We start from the raw sequence: 19,149 nt of genomic DNA on the forward strand, positions 1-19,149 counted from the left end.
CTTAAAACGAGTTTAATTATGTAAAAAACTGATTCTACTAAATGTCTTTCTGTGATATTCTTCCAAGGTATTGTAAAAGAATAAGGGGGTCTTTTCATGTTCAAAAAGCAGGTCAAATCCTGTGTGATCGTACTCATGGCCATCATTCTATGTATGGCGGCACTACCTGGCTACGAGGCAGCAGCTGCCAGTAAAGGAACAAATGTCAATGAAGCCATTGGGTTGAAAAATGGTGAAGTCATCTCAGGTGCATTACAGAATGAAAAGGAAGAGTCATGGTACCAAATCACGCCATCTGCACAAGAGGTGGCAAAACATACGCATATGCAAATTTCTGTAAAAAGTAAACAAATGTTATCTGTAACGGTCTATCCAAGTAAGGACAGAGCGATGAAGGATGACACTTATTCAAGATATCGTGTGGATACAGCAAGCGGAGAGACAGAGATAAACTTCCCGCATGCATGGTCAGGTCCTTATTATGTGAAAGTGCTCTATTTAGGGTCAGAGGAAGACACCCGTGATGAGGAAGAGGATGCGGCATATACAATCGAGTATAAAGGAGCCAAACTTCCGCCTTCTGAACCCGTTTTTCCTGAAGATGATGAGCCTGAAATCATTATCATTGAGAAAAAGCACGGGCGTGAAATTCTTCAATCGATTCGTACAATCGAAGATAAACGATTCAATGAAACAGCAGATGGTCAGAAGCTTGCGCGTCTGCTCCAAAAGACAAAGCCGTTTCTCAAATCGAAGCTCATCAAACATCAAAAAGAGCAGCAAAAGGTATACAATCATCTGCTCACGTTAAAAACACTGTTAAGTGACGTAGAGAAAAATGGTGCATTTAGCGGTCATATCGTGACAAAGAAAGAACAACAGGCGATCCGCTCCCTATTGGATATGCTCAAAGAGGCAAGTCCGGCATATTTAAAGAAGGAATTAGAAGCAGTGAGTCAAAAAATTGGAATCGATCAGCTTGAAGGAAAATCGGTCGGATATGTACTAGAAAAGCAAAAGCTTGTAAAAGAAGAAAAGGTTAAAACAAACAAAATCATTTTTAAATTAAAGGATGGCCAAACGCTTCAATCAACGAAAAAGAAGATGAAAAGCTATGGCATCCAAGAAAACCGTGTGACATCGCAGACAGTAAGTCCTTTATTCAAAGGAATGTATGTCTATGATGTGCCAGCAGGGCAAGAATCAGCTGGAAAGACACTAAAAGCAGGTAAAGCTGTCATCAAGAGCACTGCAAGAAAGCTGTCCAGCATGCCAAATGTTGAATTTGCAGAGCCTGTTCAAACCTATCGCGCGCTTAGTAACGATACGCAGTATGGTTACCAATGGCCGCTGAAAAACAGTGCGCAAAACAGCGGGAAAAAAGGCGCTGACGTCAAGTTTGAACAAATGAATACACTGATTGGCACAAGCAAAATGAAGCAAACATTAATTGCTGTTGTGGATACAGGTGTAGACAGTCGTTTGACGGATTTAAGCGGGACTGTTCGTACAGACTTAGGTGCGAATCTCATTGGACGAAACAAAGATGCGATAGATGACAATGGACACGGTACGCATGTGGCAGGCATCATTGCCGCAAAATCCGATAATCATTACTCAATGGCAGGTCTCAACCAACACACGGGCATCATCCCGGTTAAGGTGCTGGATGCCTATGGCTTTGGAGATACAGAGCATATTGCACTTGGAATCAAGCATGCAGTGGACAAAGGCGCAAAGGTCATCAACATGAGTCTTGGCGGCTACTACAGCAGGGTGATTGAATATGCGATGAACTACGCTGCACAAAAAAATGTACTAGTGGTCGTGGCGAGTGGAAATGATGGCATTCCAGAAATGGGCTATCCTGCGACTTCAAAATACGCAATGGCGATTGGCGCAAGCAATCGCATGGATATTGCCGCTGAATTCTCAAGCTATGGTAAAGGACTGAGCATGTCTGCACCAGGTTCTGATATTCCAAGCTTAATGCCTGATGGGAATGTCTCCTACCTTAGCGGGACATCAATGGCTACACCATATGTTGCAGCGGCAGCAGGATTATTGCTTTCTAAAAATCCATCTTTGAAGCCAAATCAAGTGAGAACTATTTTGCAAAGTACAGCAGATGATATTTCCTTTACATCTGTTGATGGAAAAGATGACGTTTTCTATGACGAAAACGAAGAACCAATTGTCGATCCCAAAATTCCTGGTATCGATTGGATGACAGGACATGGCAGACTGAATGCATTTGCCGCATTAAGTGCTGTTGAACTGAATGCATCTGTCAACAAAGTAGAGGATCAGCATCAGAAGGTGACAGGAAAAGCGAAAGCAGGCGCGGCCATTTCTGTGTATAGAGGCAAGACATTACTCGGGAAAGGCACAGCAAGCAAAAAGGGAACCTTTAGTGTGAAGATCAAGCATCAGAACAAAAACAAAGTGCTGCACATCAAGGTTTCAAAAGGAAAGGCCGCTACTTCTCTCAAAACAGTCGTGAAAAAGGGCAAAGCGCCAGCTAAGCCGAAGGTGGGCAAAGTAACGGTCAAAAGTAAAACGGTCAAAGGGACTGCGGGTGCAGGTTTGACCATTAAAGTAAAAAACAAATCAAAAAAAGTCATCAAAACGGTGAAAACCAATAGTAAGGGCGCATTTACTGCCCAAATCAAGCCGCAAAAGGCCAAAACGGTCTTGTATGTGACCGCTTCAGATGTGAGAAAAAGAGAAAGTAAAGCGGTGAAAGTTGTCGTGAAAAAATAGTCTTGGAGCTTCCCTTTCTAAAAGGGAAGTTTTTTGTTTGTTACTGGAAAAATGCCAATTACTGTCGATAGTAATATAGCAGGAAAAAAAAGGAGGATTTATCGATGAAAAAAATGATGTTTGCTTTCTTTCTATCATTGCTTCTCGTATTCCCAGCCTTTGCACATGCAGAGGAAACAGGAGCAGTACCAGCATCTGTACAAGTAACAAGTGTCACAGCAGCAGACGGTGGTATGGTCAATTACGGTGCTGGCAGTAAATATAGAGTGGGTGCGTATTATCCAGCTACTTTTAAAGGGACACTAAAAGATACAAACGGAAACCTTATGCCCAATCAGTCAATCCAGCTTTATTTTGAAGCAGCGATCAAATCATTGGCTCAAACAGCGACAGGCACAACGGACGAGAATGGACAATTTTCACTGACGATTCAAGTACCTTCAGGTGCAGGCTACCGTACATACAATAATGCTGGCTGGTCTACACATTATTACGATATCGTTCCAGTGACCTTCACTTCAAACGACATCACGCTATCTTCAAATGTCACAAGTGTGTATCATTTGGCATATACATCACGTTACTAATCTGCTGGAAGAGGCGACTTGGCGAAAGCTCTGTCGTTTTCATAGAAAAAAGGATGTCAACAACTGACATCCTTTTCTTTTTGTTAGCAAGCCTGCTGGGCGGCAACCGAAAGAGTCGATAAACAAACACTCATCAGCCGTTATTCCCAGATTCGATCGAGCTTTTAGCTTTTAATCCTGAGCTTTGATGGATAAGAACTTTGACACTTGAGCTTTGATCCTTGAACGCTCAGCTTTGAACTTTTATCAAGGATCATCCTAAGATGATCATCAGATGAGGAGGGAATGACCTTTCCCTCAGAGGTGTTTAGTTCTATCGATTTTCGGCTCACTAACAAAATCCATTAATCGATCTGTATTTTCGTCAGTGTATTGCTTTCAGACAAGGAAAAATCAACTTCCATTTGAAAATCCTCAATCTCTTTCGAAAGCTGATCAATCTTCACACGAAGACGAAGCGGATCAATGATCGTTGCCTCATTTTCAGCTAGGAAAGACTTGACGATCTCTTGGTTGGCAGCCGCTTGTGTTTTTCCGTCTTTACCAAACAAGGTTTCTAAATGCTGATCCAGTCTCTTTTTCACATCTTCATTTGTTTGTTCGGCTCTGTCCACTAGCTCTGTGTAGACCTTTTTCAATTTCCGTAAATAACGAATATCGTAATCTATGGACGTCTTGCGTTCAATGGCTTCTGCCACCGTCATGCTGACACCCGCTACATCAATCGTTGTCGTAGCATTTGACACGACAATGGCTGATTTAATGGCATTTCGCCGTTTGATTAAAGCTTGAATCGATTGGTCATCTGCTTTCGCCTTTTTTTCAATCTCTTCTTGATTCTGAAATCCATGCTGTATATGTTTCCCGATCATCAATCCACCAAGTACGGCTTCATCAACGGTTCGGTTGATTCTCTTATCTAACATTTTCAGTTCACTTAATGCTCTTGTAATGGTCATTTCCATATCAGCGACAACTCCCTTGGTTCATCCTGAAAATCATAGATTCCTATCATATACCAAACTGTGCTTCTTTTTCTAGCGATATCCTTTTTTGTCAGGCTGTTTTTAAAACAAAACAAAGAACCTGATGTTAGACACCAGGTTCTTCTCGTTTCTTCTGAATCCAAGCTGTCACATAATATGCAGCATAGCAGAGTGCGATGAAAGGAATGCCGCAGATGAGGGCAATCCGCTGATTTGGATCAAAGGCAATGCCGATCACAGATGCAAGGCACAGGAAGAAGGCAACAATCGGAACCACTGGATAGAGCGGGGTTCGAAAGGATAAATCATGGAGCTGCCCGCCATCCTGCAAAAATCTTTTCCGAAACATGAACTGTGAGGCAACAATCCCCATCCAGACCACAACAACGGCCAGTCCAGAGATCGAAACAAGAACAAGATACACCGTTTCTGGTGCGATGACACTCGATAGCAAAGAGAGGATACCGCCGATCATACTTAAAATGAGTGCATTCAAAGGAATTCCTTTTGACGTCAACTTCGCCAGTTTCTTAGGCAGTGTCCGTTCCTCAGAAAGCGACCAGAGCATCCGAGATGACGCATATAGCCCCGAGTTGGCTGCTGATAAGATCGCCGTCAAAATGACAAAATTCATGAAATCTGCAGCATAAGGAATACCGATCCGATCAAAAACCACCACAAATGGACTTTTGATCACCCCGGCTTCTTCTACTGGAATCAAGCCGGCTAAAACAACGATTGTTCCGACGAAAAACAGGACAAGACGCAGCACTGTCGTTCGTATCGCCCGCGGGATGGTCTCATTTGGATTGACGCTTTCACCCGCAGCAATGCCAATTAATTCAGTACCCGAAAAAGCAAAATTGACGGCAAGCATGGTCATTAAAATCGGTAAAAAGCCGTTTGGGAAAAGTCCGCCTTCTCCAGTAAAGTTAGAAAAGAACGGAGCGGCCTCACCGCCTTTTAATGGAATCAAGCCAAACATCGCAGCTCCGCCAAGAATAATAAAGAGAATGATCGCCATCACTTTAATACTAGAAAACCAAAACTCTGATTCTGCAAAGAACTTGACTGTAAATGCATTGAGTAAAAAGATGAGAAGAGCAAACACGCCACTCCACATCCAAACCGATGTGTCTGGAAACCAGCGCTGCATTAAAAGTCCTGCCGCTGTAAATTCCGAACCAAGTGCCACTGTCCACGTCAGCCAGTAAAGCCAAGCGACCGTATAGCCAGTGCCAGGACCAATGTATTTTGTTGCATATGTATGAAAAGCGCCTGTAACCGGCATTGCAACAGACAGCTCACCTAAACAGAGCATCACGAGGTACACAATTAATGCCCCGACAAGATAGGCAAGAATCGTTCCCGCAGGCCCGGCCTGACTAATGGTATACCCAGAGCTTAAAAAGAGCCCTGTTCCAATGACGCCGCCTAGCGAAAGCATGAACAGGTGTCGGCTCGTCATTTTTCGTTGATATTGTTGTGACTGATCTTTTGCTTGTTCCATGTCTTCCCGCCCTTTTTGCTTAGAAGTATGTGTGTTGATTCATGATGCTACGATGTTGTCCGTTTGAGGATGTCAGTAATATCTTCTGGTGTCGTCCGGCAGCAGCCGCCGATGATGCGCGCGCCGTCTTTGTACCATTGATGTGCACATTCACCAAAGGTATGGTGAGACGTATCTCCGCTCCATACCTTTTCTTCAGGATCATATAATTCACCTGAGTTTGGATACACCACAATCGGTTTGCTCGTCCCCTTTTTCATCTCTTGAATGAGAGAAGAGATGAATTGCGGCGGAGTACAGTTCACGCCAACAGCAGCAATTTCTTCAAACGGCTCAAGTGTTTGTACACATTCTCTCAGCAAATCACCTTCACTAATGTGCAGGTCATCCTTTGCGCTAAACGTGATCCAAGCATATACACCGCTGAATTCATCCCGCAGCAGCTTTGCGATGGCCGTTGCTTCAACCAGACAAGGAATTGTTTCACACGCAAGCATATCTGCACCAGCCTCGACTAATGCCTGAATTCTTGGTCTGTGAAAATCAATGAGTGCCTGCTCTGAGAGTCCGTAATTTCCCTTATATTCTGAACCATCAGACAAATAAGCGCCGAATGGTCCTACAGATCCAGCGACAAAGGGTTTTGTCCGCCCTTCATGACGCGTTTCATCCTGCCAAAAAAGATCACGTGCTTCTTTCGCTAAAGTGACAGATCGTTTCATGAGTTCAATTGCTTCTTCTTTTGTATAGCCTTTTTCAGCGAAGCCATCAATCGTTGTTTGGTAGCTGGCAGTTGTTGCACAGTCAGCACCTGCTTGGAAGTAGTCCAAGTGTACTTGCTGAATCAATTCTGGCTGTTCAATGAGTATTTTGGCTGACCATAAACTGTCGTTTAAGTCACAGCCCTTTCGTTCAAGCTCCGTTGCAAGTGCACCGTCTAAAATCAAAGGTGCGTGAGCCTGTAAACGGCTTTGAATGGGGTTCATCGGAATAGAACAGCCTCCTTTTTAGATCGGAAATAATGGGTATGATATGAGGCAGTAGTTTAAATGACTAAAGTGTTTTTGTCAAGGAGAGGAAAAAGCATAAGCTGGCGGAAAAACCCTGAAAACATGCGGGTTTCCGTGCATAAACATGCAGTCAAAATAATAGAAAACCAAGTCATTGACAGCCTCTAAAAAGAGATATATATTATGGAAAGGTTCATTTCAGAAAGCATCATCAAAAGGCGCTGTCTTTTGATTTTATTTTGTCCAACGACTGTCTTCTTTCGTGCAGAAAGAGGGTTTTTTATATGCTTAAAAAAGGAGGAAAGAAAAAATTGAAAAAATGTGTAAAAGACATTGCGATGATTCTCATTGGTTCTTTTTTATTTGCCGCAGCTGTGAACATGTTTGTCATTCCGCTTGAATTTGGTGAAGGCGGCGTAACGGGGCTGTCCATCATTTTTTATTATTTGTTTGAGATCGCACCATGGCTGACAAATCTTGTGTTTAATGCCATCTTATTGCTGGTGGGGTATAAATATTTGGACAAGAAGACGACGATATATACTGTGGTTGCCGTCGCAAGTAACTCCCTATTTCTACACCTGACCACAACATGGGTCGTGAATGTACATGAATTGATTATTGGAGCGATTTTCGCAGGAATTATCATCGGTATTGGAATTGGTCTTGTGTTAAGAGCAGGCGGTACAACGGCGGGTTCGGCCATTCTCGGAAGAATTGCCAACAAGTATTTAGACTGGAACGTGAGCTATGCCATCTTGTTCTTTGATCTGATCGTCGTATTTGCTTCCTACTTCATTATTGGTGCGGAAAAATTAATGTTTACCATTGTGATGCTTTACGTCGCCACAAAGGTGATGGACTTCGTCATAGAAGGACTCAACACGAAAAAGGCGGTCACGATAATTTCTTCATGTAAAGATGATATTGCCGAAGAAATCAATCACACCCTGGACCGAGGCGTGACAATTTTAAACGGACGCGGTCATTATTCAAAGGAATCGAAGGAAATTCTCTATGCGGTCATTCAAAAACAGGAGCTTATGCGTTTAAAGAAAATTATTAAGAAAATTGATCGGGATGCATTCGTTGTTGTTCATGACGTGCGGGATGTGTTTGGAGAAGGATTTGTGAATATATAAAAAGTAAAAAAGGACACCTCCAATTTAAAGTGGGGGTGTCTTTTCATATGTTGAGTGATCTTATGTTTAAGTGACTATTTTTTCAAGGTATCATCTTTCTTCTCGTTACTTTTCAGAACGAAAAAACGTATACACTCAGCAATGGCCGCTCCCACCACAAACAGGATGATGGGTGTAATGGTAAAAGGTTGTTTGAAGATGAACAAATACACGGTATAACATAAAGTTAATGTAATAACTAACGTGAGGTAATTGCTCAACGCTCTATTCAAGATCATCAACTCCTCTTTTTTTAAGGTCTACAACTAGCCGGTATTGGTTGAGTTGAAAAGAATTTGCCACTTTTTTCCGTTCTCATCACTTTTTTTTGAGTTGAGTTTTCGTAAAACTTAGTATGATTAAAATAAGGATAAGCATTACATTTAAAAGCATATCGGTATTGAAAAACTGTATAGTACAGTGTGGTGGATGTGCCAGCAAGAAATGCAATAATAGCTGTAATCACACTAACTGGAGCTTTAGTAACAGCAGAGATGCTTGCTGCAGCAAGCCCAATTGTTACATTTTTTATGTTATAAGAATAGCTGAATTTTCCCATGTAAGAGCCGCCTTTTGGAACAGCTTGGGTTGTGAATTCTGTAGTTACGGTATTATCCGTAGATATTTTTAAATTTTCATCCTTCCTCTTTAATTTTAACAACGTTTTTTTCTGAATCAGTGAAATCATATTAATTCCATAAAATTAAACTTATTCCTCTAAAAAAATGAAATAAACAGATAAATTTCTAATATATTACGGTTGATCATAATTCATCTGAGTATAAATACTCTTAATGAAACGAGCATTGTAAAGAAGTGATATTTGGATTTCCACAGATATACCTCTTGTCACATTATACTATGTATTGTATAGTATAAATGGTTAGGAGTTGTAAACATGAATGCACAATTAAAAAAAGGATTACTGGAATTTTGTGTGCTGGCGGTATTAAAGAAAGGCGATTCCTATGGTTATCAAATCATTAAAGATATGTCTCAATGTATTGAGATTTCCGAGTCGACATTATATCCGATTTTAAAGCGGTTAGAGCAAAACAATTATGTGGAGACGTATTCCCAAGAACATAACAGTCGATTAAGAAAGTACTATCGGATGACAAAAAGCGGCCAGGAGCATATGACGCAATTTTTAGAGGAATGGGATCAGGTGATGGCGATTTACGACTTTATTTCTGGAGGACAGGGCAATGAATAAAATAGAGTTTCTAAGCAGCTTAGAGAAGCATCTGCATCGTCTGGGCGAAAAAGAAAGTGACCGGTTTATCGAATATTACGATGAAATGATCGAGGATTATCAGGAGGATGGCTACAGTGAACAGGAAGCGGTTCATCAAGTCGGGCAGCCTGCAATCATCGCTGAAGGGATTATGAAGGAACAAGGAATGAAAACCGCTCAGGTGCCAACGTTTGGAGAAAAAGCCACAAGGCTCTCCATCCTCATTTTAGGCTTTCCGTTATGGGGCAGTATTCTAGCAACAGTCATTCTGCTGATTCTTTCTGTGTATATGGTCATTTGGTGCATTCCGCTCGTGACAGGTGCATTGACGTTGACTGGTCTGCTCGGAGGTGTTTGGAGCATCATTGGTTCTCCATTTATCTTTCAGGACGGTTTGCATGTGGTGGTGACGCAGGTTGGTGTTGGTATTCTTCTATTAGGTGTTGGATTATTATGCGGCATTGCGACGGTGTATTTGACAAAGCTATTTGTGCAAATGACTGTTCAAACCACTAAGGCATTCATGGGAATGTTTAGAAAGAAGGTCGTGAGAATATGAACGTGAATGAATTCAAAAAGCAATGCTTTAAATGGGGCATGATCTTCACCGTTGCCGGGTGCATTGTAACGGCGATTGGGTTTGGGCTATCCGGTTTTGACCCAGAAGCATATCACACAAAAAATGAGAACAACGTGTTCCGCACCATCAATTGGTAGCACGCGATGATGACATGAAAAAACCCGCTTATGCGGGTCTTTTTTTTGCTCTGGCCACAAAGAAGAAATAACAGCAAAGCGCGCCTAGATCACAAAGCATAATAATCAGGCCCATTGGAAAGGCGGTCTGGCTTCCAGCTAGTCCGACAAGAGGTGTCATACATGCGCCGAGCAGCATTTGCGCAACACCGATCAGCGCAGCCGCACTCCCTGCATGCGCTCCGTGCTGCTGCATTGCTAGAGACGGCGCAGAGGTACCGACAATCCCAACGCTTGAGACCACAAAAAATAATGGAATGAGAATGCCATACAATCCTGCATCAATGGAGATCATGATAAATAGTGTGACACCGCCTAGGGCAGCTGTCAGTAAACCAATGCGAAGGACTTTCTCCTCGCCAATTTTCACAGCGACTCGAGCAAATACTTGTCCAGCCGTGATGATGCCAAGACTATTGACCGCAAATGCAGCGCTGAAGCCTTGCGGAGAAAGGTTGAAAATACCCTGCAGCACAAATGGAGAACCAGAGATGTAGGCAAACATCGCTGCGAACACAAGACCTTGTGAGAGGGCATACCCAACAAAGAGGCGATCACTGGCCAGAATTTTCATTGCGCCTAGAATTTGTTGAAAGCCTCCAGTTTGTCTGCGTTCCACAGGCAAGCTTTCCTTTAGTGAAAACATCGATCTTAGGAGCATCAATGCTCCGAGAATGCCTAAAAGAACAAACACACCCTGCCATGTTGTGAAGCGTAAAATCTGTCCACCCACGATAGGTGCCGCTGCCGGAGCAACTCCGTTGACTAACATCAGCAGTGCAAAGAATTTCGTCATCTCTGACCCTTCATAATGATCTCGTACGATGGCTCGTGCAATCACAATGCCTGCTGAACCAGCGAGTCCTTGAATCAGTCTTAGAAGAATGAACGTCCAAATCGATGTGACCACTGTACATAAAAGTGATGCGGCTATAAAGATGATCAAGCCAATCATCAACGGCTTTCTTCTGCCGATCGTATCACTGATCGGGCCTGCAATCAGCTGTCCAAGCGCCAGTCCAATCAAACAAGCCATAAGACTTAACTGAGACAGCGCCGTGCTTGCTTCAAAATCACGGGCGATATTAGGCAAAGCAGGTAAATACATATCCATTGCCAGCGGTGCAAGAGCTGTTAAAGAACCAAGCAGCGCGGCAAGGAGAAATCGATTTTTCTTCGATTCTTGGGGATAGGATAAAGAACTCATATGATGACAACACTCCTTGTATACTTCCTCAAATCAGCATAATGAATCAAGCGTTTCTTTTCAATCAAAAATTTCAAAACTGATTTCATGCAAAATGATTGATCTTTCGAATGAGACTCTTTACATTGAATAAGTAGAGAAAAGAACAAGATCATCGGCATGCAGTGATTGCATGATACGTATATCCATCAATAGACAACAGGAGGTGCTGACATGAAACAGCAAGAGCTGATGATTCGTCAAGCAGTCAAAGAAGATCATGAGGCCATCAGACACGTGCTGATTAAATCATACGAACAGTATGAACCTCAATTCACAGAGGAAGGCTGGCAAAATTATTCTGCAGCACTGCGAGCAGCTGTAGAGAATCCGAACATGGAGCTCATGCTTGTGGCTGAGCTTGAGAGCAAGGTGGTAGGGACGCTTCAAATGTTCCGGTCATCTGAACAAGCGTATGACAAACCTGAAATGGGCATTACATCAGCCATTGTCCGGTTTTTAGGAGTAGATCCTGATGTCCGGGGAAAAGGAATTGCAGAGTCATTGTTACGTAAAAGTATTGATCTGACGCAATCATGGGGCGAGAATGTCCTGTATCTTCATACATCTGATAAAATGCAGGCCGCCATTCGTCTATATGAAAGAATGGGTTTTGAGCGTGCACTTGATAAAGAATTTGTGAATCAAAATGGGACGCATGTGAAGAGCTATCAGTATGTGATTAAAAAAGAACAGCCAGCTGGTTCATAACATACCGTACAAGAAAAGGAAGGGCACGTCCCCATGGACGGCTCTTCCTTTTTTAAGTACTACACCCACAATTGCAGCGCAAGAAATGAAAAACCCCATGAGAGTAGACCGAACATGCCCCTTTATTTCTTTAAAGAAAATCGGTGTATACTGGAATAAGAGAAAGCAGATGCAAAAGGAGTTGTGACATATTGTTTCCGCTACATGCAAATTCTTGGGGTGAAGTGATCGAGAGAAAAATGAGATACGATGGAGAGGTTGAGGAACATACTTGCCAGCTGTTAAACGCGCAGGAGGAGCAGGTTGTGTTGTTTCACAAGATTGAAAAGACGTTCACGATGATTGCAGGTGATGGTGCTGTAACGATTCCAAAAGGGAGCTATACGACCGCATATTATTGGAAGAATCGGCCGTACAATGTATATTTCTGGAGAGATGATCAAGGGAATGAACTTGGTTCTTATTTTAATATGGTCAGGAATACATGGTTCGAGGATCAGAAGGTCATTTTTGAAGATTTAATCATTGATCTTCTCGTTCTTCCGAATGGTGCTTTCTTTGTTTTAGATGAAGATGAACTGCCGGAGAGTTTAACGACTTTTGAACATGGTTCGGTGCGTCGAGCATTAGAGGATGTGATCGATTCATTAGAACGCATACTCGATCAAGTGAGGTCAGATGCTGAAGGAAGATACGATCACACTTTGTTTGAGCCAATTCTGAAATAGAAAAAAACGATTCCTTTATACGAGGAATCATTTTTTCTGTCAGACTTTTATTCGATTTAATCGTTTTTGTAAATCTGTTTTCGTTTTGGATGCTTTTAGTTGTTTGACAGCAGTTTGAGCTGATGCTTTTGTTTTCTTTGTTCGTTTGGCTTCCGCTTTTTTTACCTTTTGTTTAGCGTCTGTCACTTTCTTTTGATAGGCGACTTGCTTTTTCACCTTGTCAAGCCGGCTTTGTAGGCTTGTTTTTTCTTTGCCTTTGCTCAGTTTGTGAATGGCCGTTTGGGCACTTTTAATGGTGCCTTGCGTTTTGTTTTTTTCGGCTGTTTTGACCTTTGCACGTGCGGAACGGATATCAATGTTTGCTTGTACTTTTTTCACCCGTTCTGTGAGTGCTGTTTTTTGTTTATTTGCAGTGAGGCGGTCGATTTTCGTTTTGGCTTGATCGACATCTGCCTGCTTTTTAGATGTTTCGGCTTTTTTGACAGCGCTGGTCGCAGCCTTTAAAAAGGTTGATTGCGGAATATATTGCACGCGGCCATAGCCGAATTGTGGATCCTTTCCTTTCGCGCCAAGATCCACTGTATAGCTGCGCAATAAGGTGCGAAGCTGTGCATTTGTTTTCTTTGGATGAAGCTGTTTTAACAGCGCAAGCATCCCTGTGACATGCGGTGCAGCTTGTGATGTACCCGTTGCATACCAATATTCATTTTTCAAATAGGTGCTGATGACGTTCTCGCCAGGGGCAGAAAATTCGATCCCTTTCCCTGTATTGGAGATAGACGCGAGTTTGTCTTTGGGAGTTGTTGCGGAGACAGCAATGACGCTATTGTATGCCGCAGGGTAGCTAATATGATTCTTCTTCCCATCATTTCCGCTTGCAGCGACCACCAGCAGTCCTTTTTTGTATGCTTCATCTACAGCTGAACGCAAAATTGGAATATTATCTTCGAAGCCTAGACTCAGATTGATCATGTCCATCTTATTGCTAATCGCCCAATCGATGCCTCGAAGCAGACTGTATAAGTCGCCTTCACCTTTTTTATCTAACACTTTCACAGCATACAGCTTCACACCAGAAGCGACGCCGACTATGCCATAATCGTTATTGAGCGCACCTATCGTGCCGGCGACATGCGTTCCATGCCCTTCATCATCTTTGTAAGAGGACGTGTAATTCACGAATGATTTACCGCCGGCTACCTTTAAATCCTCATGTGGGAAAATGCCAGTATCTAAAACGGCTACTTTCACATTTTTCCCAGTAACGCCTTCTTTGATCGCTTGCTTCACATTGAGTTTTTGCAAGTTGTAAGATTTTTGTACCAATTCATCCTGACCAGTAATAGAAGCGGTTTTTTTCACGGCAGAAGAAGCTAGTTTGACTCTCACATTCTTTGAGACATAAGCGATGTTTGGGTCTTTTTTGAGTGAGATGACCGCTTGTTCATCTGCTGTCACAGCGACAGCGGGAAGATGTATGTACTGTGCGTTCACTTTTTCACTTTCCTCAATAGCTGTTTGCTTCCCTTTTTGGTTTTTATAGACGATGATGACATCTGTTTCTTTTGGCGGTGCAGCTGCCTGCGAATGGAAGGGCAAAGCAGTTGTCAACGCAAGAAGAAACGCGATGACCACGAATATTTTCTTTTTCAAGGCAATGGCTCCTTGCATACGAAATGACCTCCGTCTTTTTTTCTTTATTATATCGGAGAAATCAGATGGATGGTTAGAAGAATCATAGTCTTGTCAGAAAGTTTTTTTGCAGGTAGCCTGAAATTGAAATTCATAGAATTCTAGTAGACAATAGAGAGATCATAATAAGAGAAAGAAGGACATGCCGATGAACGTAAAAGAGTATATGACGTATGATGCGACTGGTCTGGCAGCACTTGTACAGAAAAAGCAGGTAACGCCTGAGGAGCTTGTACAGGCCGCATTTGCTAGATTGGAGGAGGTCAATCCAGAACTAAATGCGGTGATTCAGACAAGGCAGGATCAAGTGTTAAAAGACATCAAGCAATTAGATGCAAATCAGCCGTTTGCGGGAGTTCCGTTCGTACTGAAAAATATATCACAAGGGCTGGAAAATGAACCGCTGACAGCAGGTGCGATGCTGTTAAAGGATGTAAAGGCGAAAACGGATTCCCACTTTGTCCATCAATTGAAGCAGGCGGGGCTTCTCATGATCGGTCATACAAACACACCGGAATTCGGTTTGAGGAATGTGACAGAACCCGCTTTACATGGTCCAACGAGGAATCCTTGGAATGCCGCGCATTCTCCGGGCGGTTCTAGCGGCGGGACGGCTGCGGCTGTTGCAAGCGGTATCGTTCCTGCGGGTGGAGCAAGTGATGGTGGAGGGTCCATTCGTATCCCGGCATCCTTTACAGGTTTGTTTGGACTCAAGCCAACACGAGGTAGAACGCCAGTAGGGCCGGGTGCAGGAAGGCAGTGGCAAGGGGCTTCCATTGACTTTACACTCACAAAAACAGTTCGAGACAGTGCAGCTCTTCTTGATCTGCTTCAGATCATTCAACCAGAAGCAGCTTTCCAAACCCCGTTATACGACGGCAGCTACCAAGAGGATATAGTGAAACGTACCTCTTCAATGCGAATTGCTTACAGCGTAGAATCTCCTGTTGGCACGAAGGTCAGTGAGGAAGCGAAGCAAGCGGTACGGCAAACGGTGAAATGGCTGAGTGAACAAGGGCACCAACTAGAGGAAGCGAAACCGGCAATCGATGGTATTCATCTGATGCAGCAATATTACGTCATGAACAGCGGAGAAATGTCGGCATTATTCACTTCCTTGGCTCGTTCACTAGGGCGTCCAGTGAAACCAGAGGAAACAGACATCGTGGCATGGGTGCTAGCGGAGGCTGGAAAGAATGTGACGGCTGCCGCCTATACAGAGAGTCTTGATGCGTGGGATATGGCTGCTGCACAAATGGCCGCATTTCATCAAACCTACGATCTCTATGTGACACCAGCTACTGCCTATTCGGCTCCAAAGATTGGTGAGCTTATGCATTCAGATCAGGAAATAGCCACACTTTTACGTGTGTCATCCCTTTCAATGAAAGCGCAGCAGGATCTCATTTATGACATGTTTCTAAAGAGTCTAACCTACACACCATTTACACAGCTTGCCAACTTAACAGGTCAGCCTTCTATGAGTGTTCCTGTTCATCTCACTGGGGCGGGCATGCCTTTAGGTGTACAGGTGACAGCGCCTAAAGGAAAGGAGGACTGGCTGCTCAGGCTTGCAGCGGAAATGGAGGTATCCTCGATTTGGAAAGGGACAAATCAATTAAATGAATAACACATTGAAATCGACTTTGGTCTATGGAGGGAAAGGAGTGTCACACGTGAGTACGAAGGACAAAATCATTCAAACGGCCGCACTTCTTTTGCGTAAACAGGGGTATCATGCGACAGGATTGAATCAAATCATTAGAGAGAGCGGCACGCCTAAAGGGTCTCTTTATTATTACTTTCCAAATGGAAAAGAAGAGCTAGCCATAGCAGCTGTTGAATATATTAGTCAAAAGGTCATCAATCGAATTGAAGAAAGCTTTGCCTATTCGGATGACCCATATATCGCCATCGATCGTTTTATGACAAACATCATTCAGGGATTTATGGAGCAAGAAAGTGAAAGAGGGATTCCGATTGTCTTGCTGGCGGCAGAGTCAAAACCAGAGCATACAAAGCTACATGATGCTTGCAAACAAGAAATGATCCGCTGGCAAGAGCTTGTGAAAGAAAAGCTGATGAACAGCGGTTATGAAGAAAACAAAGCCGATGAGCTCGCTTCTCTCCTTCATTCAATGGTGATCGGAGGTCTATCGATGACCACTGCACTCAAGCAAACGACACCTTTAGAACACGTAAAATGTTACCTTAGACATTTATTTATGCGAGAGGAGTAAAATCTCTCGCATATTGTCTATCTATTATATCAATTGGTCTATATAATAAAGATAGTCAATTAGTCAATTAGTCAATTAGTCATGAGGAGTGATGGGATGTCGGAGCAACCGCAATCGATCAAGCAATCCGAGGGTACCCCTTTTTATACCGTGTCTGGTTCGGGAAAGCTGTATGGTATGGAGAATCAGCTTGTTCATGTGCTGGCAGAAGCAAATCAAACGAATAAACTGTTTGAGCTTGTCTTAATCACAGGTGGGAAAGGAGCTTATTTTCCACTGCATTGTCATGAGACATTGTTTGAAACCATCTTTGTGCTCGAAGGTAAGCTTGAAGTGATGCTGGACGGTAAAAAATATATGGTGACAGCGTGCGATTATATTCATATTCCGCCTAAAACAATTCATGGCTACAGAATGCATAGTCACAAAACAAGGTTTATTTCGTATACATTTGGCGGACAAATGACAGATATCTATCAGCAAATTGGGAAGAAGCTCTTTCAGAATAAATGGCCGATGACCGATCTTACTTTTGATGCAGACTGCTTTCAACAAGTTGAAAAAGAAAGCGATATCATGCTGATGCATGGCATCAGAGAGCTATCCAGCACAACCAAGCCCTCAGTGTTATTTCATAGTCAGCTCCCTCATTCGGTGCAGCCTTATGTGTTAGAGGCTGGTGAAGGGAAGCAATACATCATTGATGGTCAGCTTCATGAGCTGATTGCGACAACTGAAACAACAGGAGGCGGATTCAGTCATTTAGTGATTGAAGGGACGAAGGGAAAATATTTTCCTCCGCATTATCATCAAGTACATACAGAAGCCCTCTATTGTGTTGAAGGGAAAATGAACCTTCATTTAAACGGGGAGGATATTTGCCTAATGCCGGGTGACTTTGCCTATATACCGCCTGATACCGTCCACTCTTATGAATTAGTGTCTCATTCAAATAAATTTTTGACTTTGCTGCTTCCAGGAGATATTGAGCAAGTATATGAACAGTTTGAAGAATCACAAAGTCCATGTATGTGTCCTTATTTTATTCAGGAAGGGAACCTGATGATTGATCGGGAGACATCAGCTCAGTATGATTTGGTTTTTGTCGAAAAAGAATAATTGTGTAACGCGTTACACATACAGCATCCAAAAGTCTATCGAATATATCGATGGGCTTTTTTGATTTTCTCCTTCGTATCATATAATCCTAATCCCATGAATGAACCATCCATTCAAGGTGAAGCTAAGTAAAGATGACTCGAGTTAAAGGAGGAAATGTATGTGAGAGCTGTTACCTACCAAGGGAAAAATCGCATTGCAGTAAAGAAAGTAGATGCGCCGTCTATTCAAGATCGTGAAGATGTCATCGTTCGGATTACATCAACAGCGATTTGTGGATCAGATTTACATTTGTATCAAGGGAATTTCCCGCTTCCTATCGGCTATGTGATTGGGCACGAGCCGATGGGAATTGTGGAGGAAGTCGGGCCGGATGTCACAGCGGTAAAAAAGGGAGATCGTGTTGTCATTCCGTTTACGGTTGCATGTGGTCAATGCCAGTATTGCCATCATCACTTAGAAAGCCAATGCGACCACTCAAACCCGCATTATGATTCGGGCGGACTTTTTGGGTATAGTGAGAAATTCGGGAATTATCCCGGAGGACAGGCTGAATATTTACGCGTGCCCTTTGGAAACTATACCCCGTTTAAGGTGCCGGATGATTGTGAGTTAGAGGATGAACAATTATTGTTTTTATCAGATGTCCTGCCAACTGCCTATTGGAGCGTGGAGCACGCAGGAGTGAAAAAGGGCGATACGGTCATCGTGCTAGGCTGCGGGCCTGTTGGGTTAATGGCACAGCAATTTGCTTGGCAAAAAGGTGCCGCGCGGGTGATTGCCGTCGATTATATTGATTACCGCCTGCGGCATGCAAAACGGATGAGTGGAGTAGAAGTATTTGATTTTACAGAAGATCCCGACATGGGAGAAACATTAAAGGAGCTCACCAAGGGCGGAGCGGACGTCGTGATTGATTGTGTCGGAATGGACGGGAAGAAGTCGCCGCTTGAAAAAATTGAGCAGAAACTCAAGCTGCAAGGCGGGACGATTGGACCGATTCAAATTGCTACAAAAGCTGTTCGAAAATGTGGAACGGTTCAGCTGACTGGTGTATACGGGGGGCTGTACAATATGTTTCCATTAGGCGCTTTTTTCGCAAGAAACGTCACGCTGAAAATGGGGCAGGCCCCGGCAAGAGGGTACATGTCAAAGCTTTATCAAAAAGTGACAACGGGTGAAATTGATCCTAAAGCGATCATCACACACCAATTGCCATTAGATGATGCCGCACATGCTTACCAAATATTTAACGAAAAACAGGATGATTGTATAAAGGTCATCTTAAAGCCATAAAAAGAAGGCTTAGGAGTTCTCCTAAGCCCAGCGTGAAGACAAACCCTCGCATTCGTTGTCAATCCTGCGCGCTGGTGCTCACGAATG

At 43.1% G+C, this 19,149-nt stretch carries 18 protein-coding genes; 12 read left to right on the top strand and 6 right to left on the bottom strand.

The annotated features are described in order from the left end of the window. The first annotated feature begins 96 nt into the window (after nt 1-96). The gene (locus tag C6W18_RS14270; RefSeq protein WP_105927975.1) at nt 97-2,763 is read left to right on the top strand and encodes a S8 family peptidase; all 2,667 of its coding nucleotides are present in this window, start codon (nt 97-99) and stop codon (nt 2,761-2,763) included. Nucleotides 2,764-2,867: 104 nt separating this feature from the next. Further along, nucleotides 2,868-3,350 carry a hypothetical protein gene (locus C6W18_RS14275; protein ID WP_105927976.1) on the top strand — a complete coding sequence of 161 codons (483 nt, stop codon included), beginning with the start codon at nt 2,868-2,870 and terminating at the stop codon, nt 3,348-3,350. 344 nt (nt 3,351-3,694) lie between these two features. On the opposite strand, the gene C6W18_RS14280 is transcribed toward C6W18_RS14275, so the two are convergent. The 3 genes from C6W18_RS14280 to mmuM all read right to left on the bottom strand — a co-directional run bounded on the left by C6W18_RS14280 (nt 3,695) and on the right by mmuM (nt 6,832). Further along, nucleotides 3,695-4,315, bottom strand: a complete 621-nt coding sequence (locus tag C6W18_RS14280; protein WP_105927977.1) for a hypothetical protein — start codon at nt 4,313-4,315, stop codon at nt 3,695-3,697. A 127-nt stretch (nt 4,316-4,442) separates the two neighbouring features. Next, complete coding sequence (mmuP, locus tag C6W18_RS14285; protein WP_105927978.1) at nt 4,443-5,846, bottom strand: S-methylmethionine permease; 1,404 nt, start codon at nt 5,844-5,846, stop codon at nt 4,443-4,445. Between the two features lie 47 nt (nt 5,847-5,893). Then, nucleotides 5,894-6,832 carry a homocysteine S-methyltransferase gene (gene mmuM / locus C6W18_RS14290; protein ID WP_105927979.1) on the bottom strand — a complete coding sequence of 313 codons (939 nt, stop codon included), beginning with the start codon at nt 6,830-6,832 and terminating at the stop codon, nt 5,894-5,896. Between the two features lie 335 nt (nt 6,833-7,167). Here mmuM and C6W18_RS14295 point away from each other — a divergent pair, with 335 nt between their 5' ends. Further along, nucleotides 7,168-7,998 (top strand): YitT family protein, encoded by an 831-nt coding sequence (locus C6W18_RS14295; RefSeq protein WP_034320763.1) that lies wholly within the window; start codon nt 7,168-7,170, stop codon nt 7,996-7,998. A 292-nt stretch (nt 7,999-8,290) separates the two neighbouring features. Here C6W18_RS14295 and C6W18_RS14305 read toward each other — a convergent pair whose 3' ends face one another. Continuing rightward, nucleotides 8,291-8,725 carry a hypothetical protein gene (locus C6W18_RS14305; protein WP_105927980.1) on the bottom strand — a complete coding sequence of 145 codons (435 nt, stop codon included), beginning with the start codon at nt 8,723-8,725 and terminating at the stop codon, nt 8,291-8,293. Nucleotides 8,726-8,935: 210 nt separating this feature from the next. Here C6W18_RS14305 and C6W18_RS14310 point away from each other — a divergent pair, with 210 nt between their 5' ends. From C6W18_RS14310 to C6W18_RS20105, 3 genes are read left to right on the top strand one after another with little or no spacing between them, the layout of a single operon-like run. Further along, entirely contained in the window at nt 8,936-9,253 is a 318-nt protein-coding gene (locus C6W18_RS14310; protein WP_105927981.1) for a PadR family transcriptional regulator, read from the top strand. Then, nucleotides 9,246-9,833 carry a DUF1700 domain-containing protein gene (locus C6W18_RS14315; protein ID WP_034320504.1) on the top strand — a complete coding sequence of 196 codons (588 nt, stop codon included), beginning with the start codon at nt 9,246-9,248 and terminating at the stop codon, nt 9,831-9,833. Before C6W18_RS14310 ends, C6W18_RS14315 begins: the two co-directional genes overlap by 8 nt. After that, a complete protein-coding gene (locus tag C6W18_RS20105) occupies nt 9,830-9,991 on the top strand; it encodes a hypothetical protein (RefSeq protein ID WP_189318100.1) in 162 nt (53 codons plus the stop codon). The genes C6W18_RS14315 and C6W18_RS20105 overlap by 4 nt, the downstream gene beginning before the upstream one ends. 28 nt (nt 9,992-10,019) lie before the next feature. Here the strand turns inward: C6W18_RS20105 and C6W18_RS14320 are convergent, their stop codons facing one another. Then, entirely contained in the window at nt 10,020-11,237 is a 1,218-nt protein-coding gene (locus tag C6W18_RS14320) for a multidrug effflux MFS transporter (protein ID WP_034320506.1), read from the bottom strand. A 213-nt stretch (nt 11,238-11,450) separates the two neighbouring features. On the opposite strand from C6W18_RS14320, the gene C6W18_RS14325 reads away from it, so the two are divergent. Together C6W18_RS14325 and C6W18_RS14330 are read left to right on the top strand one after the other, a co-directional pair. After that, nucleotides 11,451-11,987, top strand: a complete 537-nt coding sequence (locus C6W18_RS14325; RefSeq protein WP_105927982.1) for a GNAT family N-acetyltransferase — start codon at nt 11,451-11,453, stop codon at nt 11,985-11,987. A 191-nt stretch (nt 11,988-12,178) separates the two neighbouring features. After that, nucleotides 12,179-12,715: a ribonuclease FAU-1 family protein gene (locus C6W18_RS14330; RefSeq protein ID WP_105927983.1), complete on the top strand. Its 537-nt coding sequence runs from the start codon at nt 12,179-12,181 to the stop codon at nt 12,713-12,715. Nucleotides 12,716-12,754: 39 nt separating this feature from the next. Here C6W18_RS14330 and C6W18_RS14335 read toward each other — a convergent pair whose 3' ends face one another. Further along, nucleotides 12,755-14,368 (bottom strand): S8 family peptidase, encoded by a 1,614-nt coding sequence (locus tag C6W18_RS14335; RefSeq protein WP_223251718.1) that lies wholly within the window; start codon nt 14,366-14,368, stop codon nt 12,755-12,757. Nucleotides 14,369-14,555: 187 nt separating this feature from the next. Here C6W18_RS14335 and C6W18_RS14340 point away from each other — a divergent pair, with 187 nt between their 5' ends. From C6W18_RS14340 to C6W18_RS14355, 4 genes are all read left to right on the top strand, one after another. Then, nucleotides 14,556-16,037, top strand: a complete 1,482-nt coding sequence (locus tag C6W18_RS14340; RefSeq protein WP_105928117.1) for an amidase — start codon at nt 14,556-14,558, stop codon at nt 16,035-16,037. A gap of 46 nt (nt 16,038-16,083) precedes the next feature. Next, nucleotides 16,084-16,647: a TetR/AcrR family transcriptional regulator gene (locus C6W18_RS14345; protein ID WP_105928118.1), complete on the top strand. Its 564-nt coding sequence runs from the start codon at nt 16,084-16,086 to the stop codon at nt 16,645-16,647. 96 nt (nt 16,648-16,743) lie between these two features. Next, complete coding sequence (locus tag C6W18_RS14350; protein WP_105927985.1) at nt 16,744-17,766, top strand: quercetin 2,3-dioxygenase; 1,023 nt, start codon at nt 16,744-16,746, stop codon at nt 17,764-17,766. A gap of 162 nt (nt 17,767-17,928) precedes the next feature. After that, complete coding sequence (locus C6W18_RS14355) at nt 17,929-19,062, top strand: zinc-dependent alcohol dehydrogenase (protein ID WP_105927986.1); 1,134 nt, start codon at nt 17,929-17,931, stop codon at nt 19,060-19,062. Nucleotides 19,063-19,149 lie beyond the last annotated feature (87 nt).

Origin of the sequence: Bacillus sp. LLTC93, assembly GCF_002993125.1 — a bacterium.
Classification (GTDB): Bacteria; Bacillota; Bacilli; order Bacillales; family Bacillaceae; genus Bacillus; species Bacillus zhangzhouensis.